Annotated in this window: 1 pseudogene; it reads right to left on the bottom strand. The window is 29.8% G+C overall.

Features of this window, described 5'->3' with window-relative positions:
- Window positions 1-808, bottom strand: a pseudogene (locus tag B5F09_RS14645) (hypothetical protein); the annotation flags it as partial.
- Window positions 809-830: the final 22 nt, after the last annotated feature.

The raw sequence follows: 830 nt of genomic DNA, 5'->3' as shown, positions 1-830 counted from the left end.
TTTCTGTCTTTTTTTCCTGTTCTTTATAATATCCCGAATATTTCATATATAAATCTATCTCATGTTTTTTACAGAACATGTAATTATCATAACTTCCATATCCGGCATCAGCTGGTGTTTTTTCCGGGTATTCTCCATATGCCTGATAATATTTCTCCATAAATGGTATATATGTTGGTAAATCATTGCAGTCACTGCTTAAATACACATTTCTAATAAATCCATCACTTATTCCAAATTGTACATTATACCCTGGTTTAAATACATTAGTGTGATTATAGTAGTCATACTTCATTTTCATAAATGTTGCATCGGGATCTGTTTTCGAAAAACTATTTCTATCACCGCATATATCAAAATGCATTATATATTTGGATATCCTGATCGCATATTCTTTTAATTCGTCATATAGTTTTTGTATCTCGCTTTTTTTCTTCCCTTTCCCATGAACAAATTCTATATTATTCGCTTCCATGTATTTTTCAACTCTATCCGCTATTTCAAGCATATAGGCTATATTGGGTTCTTTGATCAATGAATAGTAAACCTCGATTCCTTCTCTGCTGAAATATCTGTTTAATTTTTTTACTAATTTGATAAATTTCTTCCAGGTGTTTTGATAATATTTTTGTGATGATTTTTTCCATACAAATGTCATTTTATTGGCATTCGCTTCAAATTTGCTGCCATCGATATAAAGTATCTTTACATTGATATCCAGATCTTCTTCTATTATTTTATTGATATCGATAAAAATATCATCAATTGACATTGTCAGATCATTTTTGATAAATCTTTCAAAAGCCATGAAAGATGGGGTCCTGCCATTA

This window comes from Erysipelatoclostridium sp. An173 (assembly GCF_002160495.1).
GTDB classification, from domain to species: domain Bacteria; phylum Bacillota_I; class Bacilli_A; order Erysipelotrichales; family Coprobacillaceae; genus Thomasclavelia; species Thomasclavelia merdavium.
The sequence above is the reverse complement of the archived record's forward strand: the minus strand, read 5'-3'. Positions and strand labels throughout refer to the sequence as shown.